1 pseudogene is annotated in these 436 nt (G+C 78.0%); it reads right to left on the bottom strand.

The window, feature by feature from the left end:
• Window positions 1–436 (bottom strand): annotated as a pseudogene (locus tag BG452_RS37515) (DNA polymerase III subunit gamma and tau); the annotation flags it as partial.

Below are 436 nucleotides of genomic sequence, written 5' to 3'. Positions count from 1 at the left end.
GGCCGCCGGACGCGCCGGGGCCCCCCAGCCGCCACCGGCCGGGGCGGCCGCGGCCGGAGCCGCACCCACGCCCCCGGAGGGGTCGACGATGCACTCGACCCGCCAGTCCACGCCCAGCGCGTCGGACAGCGCCTGGCGCAGCACGTCGTCGCTGTTGCTGCCGACGAAGCTGTCCCGGGCGCCCGCGTTGATGAACGAGACCTGGAGCGTGCTGCCGTCGAACCCGGCCACCTGGCCGTTCTGGCTGAGCAGGATCCAGGTGAAGCGGCGGCGGTTCTTCACCGCCTCCAGGATCTGCGGCCACAGCTGCCGGACCTGCCCGGCACCCTGCTGAGCGACCGCGGACGGCTGCCCGCCCGGGGCGGGGGCCTGCTGGACCGGCGGGGGCGGGGTGGGCGCGGGCTGCGCGACGGCCTGCGGCTGCGGGGTGGGTGCG

Source organism: Streptomyces sp. CBMA123, assembly GCF_014596465.1.
Taxonomy (GTDB): Bacteria; Actinomycetota; Actinomycetes; order Streptomycetales; family Streptomycetaceae; genus Kitasatospora.
Note: the sequence above shows the minus strand (reverse complement) of the source record. Positions and strands in the feature narration are given on the sequence as shown.